This is a genomic window from Mesorhizobium sp. M1E.F.Ca.ET.063.01.1.1, from assembly GCF_003998155.1.
In the GTDB taxonomy this organism is placed as follows: Bacteria; Pseudomonadota; Alphaproteobacteria; order Rhizobiales; family Rhizobiaceae; genus Mesorhizobium.
In genome coordinates, this window is record NZ_RZSC01000412.1 from 1 (window position 1) to 5,292 (window position 5,292).

The window sequence follows — 5,292 nt, forward strand, 5'->3', positions numbered from 1 at the left end:
AAAAACCCCCCCCGCCATAATAAATGCTTGATCGTAGGCAAATTCCCCGGCAATCGCCAGCAGCGAGCGGCACGCAGCCCGTGTGGGCGGTGACAATCGGGCGTTTCACTGGCAGATTTGCAACCGGGACGTGATTCAGGCAACCAGGAGAACGATATGGCATTTTTTGCCAAGGGAAGGATTTTCGTGGCCGCGGCTGTGGCGGCACTTGGACTGGCGACGGGCGCGCAGGCGGCGGCCAGTTGCGGCAAGAACGGCGCTGGCTTCGATGCTTGGAAGCAGCAGTTCGCCGCCGAAGCGCAGGCTGAGGGCGTGGGTCAGCGGGGCCTGTCCGCGCTGGCTGGCGCGACTTATGCAACCAGGACGATCGCTGCCGACCGCGCCATCCACAAGGCGTTCAGCGGTTCGGTGGAAGCGTTCATGAAGCGCCGGGGCGGGGCCGCGATCATTTCCAGGGGCCGTGCGCTGAAGAAGCAGAACGCGGCGATGTTCGACAAGATCGAACAGAACTACGGCGTGCCGCCGGGCGTGCTGCTCGCCATCTGGGGCATGGAAACCGGCTTCGGCGCCTCGATGGGCAACCAGAACACGGTCTCGGCCATTTTGACGCTGGCCTATGATTGCCGCCGCCCGGATTACTTTACCCCGCATGCCATTGCGGCGCTCAAGCTGGTCGATCGCGGCGCGTTGAGCGCCTCGTCGGTCGGCGCCATGCATGGCGAGATCGGCCACACGCAGTTCCTTCCCGGAAATGTCCTGAAGTATGGCGTCGGCAGCGGGAACCTGCGCGACAGAAATACCGCGCTCGCTTCCACCGCCAATTTCCTCAAAGGTCACGGCTGGCACGCCGGCGCGAGCTATGAGGCGAATATGGGCGCCATCGCCGGCTGGAATTCGGCAAGCGTCTACCAGCAGGCCATCGCCCGCATCGCCGAGGCGATCGACGCCGACTGACACGGGCAGCGACCAAGCAACAAAAACCCGGCGGAAACGCCGGGTTTTTGTTTATTACACAGGAAGTTAGCGAAAGCCGGGAAAGCGGTAATCTCCCCCCTTGAGGGGGAGATGTCGCCGAAGGCGACAGAGGGGGTCGCCGCGCGTGGGGCGCCAGCGTCGTCTCTCATCGCGCGAAAAGCGTTGGTGTTCTGTGCGAGGCGACCCCCTCTGGCCTGCCGGCCATCTCCCCTCGAGGGGGGAGATTACCAGCCTCACCGGCGATTCCTTGCCGCAAGCGTGCGCAGCCGGAGCGCGTTGAGGCGGATGAAGCCGGCGGCGTCCTTCTGGTCGTAGGCGCCGCGGTCGTCCTCGAAGGTGACCAGCGCGTCGGAATAGAGCGTCTTCTTCGACTTGCGGCCGGTGACGATGACATTGCCCTTGTAAAGCTTCAGCCGCACCGAGCCTTCGACATCCTCCTGGCTCTTGTCGATCATCGCCTGCAGCATGACGCGCTCGGGCGAGAACCAGAAGCCGTTGTAGATGAGCTCGGCGTAGCGCGGCATGAACTCGTCCTTGAGATGCGCCGCGCCACGGTCGAGCGTGATCGATTCGATCGCGCGGTGGGCGGCGATCAGGATGGTGCCGCCGGGGGTTTCATAGACGCCGCGCGACTTCATGCCGACGAAGCGGTTCTCGACAAGGTCGAGGCGGCCGATGCCGTTGTCGCGGCCGAGGTCGTTGAGCGCCGCCAGCATGGTGGCCGGCGACAGCTTCTTGCCGTTGAGCGCGATCGGATCGCCCTTGAGGAACTCGATCTCGATTTCGGTGACGGCGTCCGGCGCGTCCATCGGCGAGACGGTGCGCTGGTGGACGAATTCCGGCGGCTCGCTCCACGGATCCTCCAGCACCTTGCCCTCGGAGGACGAGTGCAGAAGGTTGGCGTCGACCGAAAACGGCGCGTCGCCGCGCTTGTCCTTCGGCACCGGGATCTGGTGCTGCTCGGCGAAGTTGATCAGGTCGGTGCGCGACTTGAACGACCAGTCGCGCCACGGCGCGATGACCTTGATGTCGGGGTTCAGCGCATAGGCGGAGAGCTCGAAGCGGACCTGGTCGTTGCCCTTGCCGGTAGCACCGTGCGCAATTGCGTCGGCGCCGGTCTCCCTGGCGATCTCGACCAGATGCTTGGAAATCAGCGGCCGGGCGATCGAGGTGCCGAGCAGATAGGTGCCTTCGTAAACTGCATTGGCGCGGAACATCGGGAAGACGAAGTCGGAAACGAATTCCTCGCGCACGTCGACGATGCGGATATCCTTGATGCCCATCATCTCGGCCTTGCGGCGCGCCGGCTCCAGCTCGCCGCCCTGGCCGAGATCGGCAGTGAAGGTGACGACTTCGGCCCCGAGCTCGGTCTGCAGCCATTTCAGGATGATGGAGGTGTCGAGGCCGCCGGAATAGGCGAGCACGACTTTCTTGACGTCTTTGGTCTTGGACATTGTTGGCGGTTCCGCGGGTAAAAAGCTTTCGGGGGCGAGTATCACGGCGTTTCCGGCTCATGCAAGAGACGAAGGGGCGCAGGGCGAGGCAATCGCAGCACGTGATCTCCCCCCTTGAGGGGGAGATGGCCGCGAAGCGGCCAGAGGGGGTCGTCTCACATAGATCGCCGGCGCTGTTTTCGTCGCGGAAAAATGCCGGCGCTTCACGCGCGGCGACCCCCTCTGTCGCCTTTGGCGACATCTCCCCCTCAAGGGGGGAGATTGTGCCGCCGCCACGCCGGCAGTTGCTGGCGAAACGGACATGGCTGCGCTATAGGGTCTGCGATCCATCCCGCAGGGGCGAGCCATGTCCTTCATTCCCGACACCACGACGCTGATCCAGTTCGCCATCGCGACCGTCATCCTGGCGATCACGCCCGGACCGGACATGACGCTGTTCGTGTCGCGGACGCTGAGCCAGGGCCGCGCCACAGGCTTCGCCTCGATGACCGGCGCGCTGTGCGGCACGCTGATCCATACCACGCTGGTGGTGGTCGGCGTCTCGGCGCTGATCGTGGCTTCGCCGATGGCCTTTTTCGCGCTGAAGATCTTTGGCGCCGGCTATCTCGTCTTCCTGGCCTGGCAGGCGGTGACGAAGGGCTCGGCCTTTTCGCCGGAGAAGAAGGAGGGGCCGCGGATCTCGCTGTTCCGCAGTTGGGCGGCCGGGCTCGGCGTCAACCTGCTCAACCCGAAGATCATCCTGTTCTTCATGACCTTCCTGCCGCAATTCGTCTCCGCGCATGACCCGAACGCGCCGGGAAAACTGTTCTTCCTCGGCGTGATGTTCGTCGTGCTGGCGATTCCGGTGACGGCGCCGATGGTGCTGGCGGCGGAGAAATTCGCGGCGGCGATGAAGGCGAGCCCCCGCGTCACGCGCGTGGTCGACTATCTGTTCGGCGGCGTGTTCTCGGCCTTCGCGCTCAAGATCCTGACGGCGCAGGCAAAGTAAGCCTGCGCCGATCTCAGGCTTCCGGATCGAGCAACGGCTCGCGGCGCCAGCTGCCGGCCCAGCGGCCGGCGGAGAGCCAGTAGAAGATGCCGCCGACCATGCCGCTGCCGACCAGCGCGAGCCTGACATTGTTGTCGGTGACATCGAAGTCGGCATCGCCGATATTGTGCGCGAAGCCGAGGAAGACGACGGCGATGACGGCGCCGCCCAGCGCGTAGAACAGCCAGTCGCGACGGCCGAGCACTTCGGCGATCAGGATGACGATCGCCGCCGGCATGAAGCCGAAATAGGCGACGAACAGCGCCACGAAAGGCACCGAAAAATAAAGCGCGGGTGCGATCGTCGAATGCCCGGGCTCCGGCGCATAGGCGAAATAGCCGAGGAAGAGCAGATTGAGGAAGGCGCTGGCCGCCAGCGAGGCGACCGCATAGCCGATCAGGATGACGGCGAAGCGGACGAGATAGGCGATGATACGCCTCACGCCTCGCCGTGCCCCGCAATCATCATTGCCTCGAGCGCCAGCCGGTCGACCTTGCGCATGCGCTCCGATTCCGACTTCAACTGGCCGCAGGCGGCGAGGATGTCGCGGCCGCGCGGCGTGCGGATCGGCGAGGCATAGCCGGCATTGTTGATGTAGTCGGCGAACTTCTCGATCGTCTCCCAGTCCGAGCACTGGTAGTTGGTGCCGGGCCAGGGGTTGAACGGGATCAAATTGATCTTGGCCGGAATGCCCTTGAGCAGCTTCACCAGCGCCTTGGCGTCTTCGAGGGAATCGTTGACGTCTTTCAGCATCACATATTCGAAGGTGATGCGCTTGGCATTGGAGAGACCGGGATAGGCGCGGCAGGCGGCGATCAGCTCCTTCAGCGGGAACTTCTTGTTGATCGGCACCAGAAGGTCGCGCAGATCGTCATTGGTGGCGTGCAGCGAGATCGCCAGCATGACGCCTATCTCCTCGCCGGTGCGGGCGATCTCCGGCACGACGCCGGAGGTCGACAGCGTGATGCGGCGCTTGGACAGGGACAGCCCGTCGCCGTCGGAAGCGATCAGCAGCGCCTTCTTCACCGCCTCGAAATTGTAGAGCGGCTCGCCCATGCCCATCATGACGATGTTGGAGACCTTTCTGCCCTCGGCCGGCACGATGGCGCCGTCCGGCGTGTCGCGGTCGGGGAAATCGCCGAGCCGGTCGCGCGCGGTGAGCAACTGCGCCAGGATTTCTTCTGTCGTCAGATTGCGCACCAGCTTCTGCGTGCCGGTGTGGCAGAAGGAGCAGGTCAGCGTGCAGCCGACCTGCGAGGAGATGCAGAGCGTGCCGCGGCCTTCCTCGGGAATGTAGACGGTCTCGATCTCGACCGGCCTGCCGGCGCCGCGCGGCGGAAAGCGGAACAGCCATTTGCGCGTGCCGTCGGCGGAGATCTGCTCCTCGACGATCTCGGGCCGCGCGACGGTGAAATGCTTGTCGAGCTCGGCGCGCAATTCCTTGGAGATGTTGAACATATGGGCGAAGTCGGAGACGCCGCGCACATACATCCAGTGCCAGAGCTGCTGCGCGCGCATCCTGGCCTGGCGCTCAGGGACGATGCCGGCCGCGACGAGGGCGGCGCCAAGCTCGGCGCGGGTCAGGCCGATCAGCGACGGCTTTTCGGCCGCCGGGGTGCGGGCGCGCAAGGCGTCGCGTGCGCCTTCGGCGGTCAGATCGAATGAAAGGGTCATGGTTGCGCCAATATAAGCGGTTTGCGGCCGATTTCAGCATCGTGCCCGAAATGAAGCGAGGCGCATAGCACAGGTTGCAGGCGGAGTCATGGGGCCGGGCTTTCCTTCTCCCACAAGGGGAGAAGGAAAGCCCGGCCCCATGACTCCGCCTGCAACCTGTGC

5 protein-coding genes are annotated in these 5,292 nt (G+C 64.6%); 2 read left to right on the forward strand and 3 right to left on the reverse strand.

The features are described from left to right. Nucleotides 1–156: 156 nt before the first annotated feature. Nucleotides 157–954: a lytic transglycosylase domain-containing protein gene (locus tag EOA29_RS24045; protein WP_126091150.1), complete on the forward strand. Its 798-nt coding sequence runs from the start codon at nt 157–159 to the stop codon at nt 952–954. A 254-nt stretch (nt 955–1,208) separates the two neighbouring features. Here EOA29_RS24045 and EOA29_RS24050 read toward each other — a convergent pair whose 3' ends face one another. Continuing rightward, nucleotides 1,209–2,429 (reverse strand): argininosuccinate synthase, encoded by a 1,221-nt coding sequence (locus EOA29_RS24050; protein WP_126091151.1) that lies wholly within the window; start codon nt 2,427–2,429, stop codon nt 1,209–1,211. A gap of 346 nt (nt 2,430–2,775) precedes the next feature. On the opposite strand from EOA29_RS24050, the gene EOA29_RS24060 reads away from it, so the two are divergent. Further along, nucleotides 2,776–3,417 (forward strand): LysE family translocator, encoded by a 642-nt coding sequence (locus EOA29_RS24060; protein WP_126091153.1) that lies wholly within the window; start codon nt 2,776–2,778, stop codon nt 3,415–3,417. Between the two features lie 13 nt (nt 3,418–3,430). Here EOA29_RS24060 and EOA29_RS24065 read toward each other — a convergent pair whose 3' ends face one another. Further along, complete coding sequence (locus EOA29_RS24065; RefSeq protein ID WP_126091154.1) at nt 3,431–3,898, reverse strand: hypothetical protein; 468 nt, start codon at nt 3,896–3,898, stop codon at nt 3,431–3,433. Then, nucleotides 3,895–5,130 (reverse strand): 23S rRNA (adenine(2503)-C(2))-methyltransferase RlmN, encoded by a 1,236-nt coding sequence (gene rlmN, locus EOA29_RS24070; protein ID WP_126091155.1) that lies wholly within the window; start codon nt 5,128–5,130, stop codon nt 3,895–3,897. Before rlmN ends, EOA29_RS24065 begins: the two co-directional genes overlap by 4 nt. Nucleotides 5,131–5,292 lie beyond the last annotated feature (162 nt).

What these genes read in the sequence shown, in the direction of transcription:
- EOA29_RS24050 (WP_126091151.1), bottom strand. Translation starts at nt 2,429, where the DNA reads ATGTCCAAGACCAAAGACGTCAAGAAAGTCGTGCTCGCCTATTCCGGC.
- EOA29_RS24045 (WP_126091150.1), top strand. Translation starts at nt 157, where the DNA reads ATGGCATTTTTTGCCAAGGGAAGGATTTTCGTGGCCGCGGCTGTGGCG.
- rlmN (WP_126091155.1), bottom strand. Translation starts at nt 5,130, where the DNA reads ATGACCCTTTCATTCGATCTGACCGCCGAAGGCGCACGCGACGCCTTG.
- EOA29_RS24060 (WP_126091153.1), top strand. Translation starts at nt 2,776, where the DNA reads ATGTCCTTCATTCCCGACACCACGACGCTGATCCAGTTCGCCATCGCG.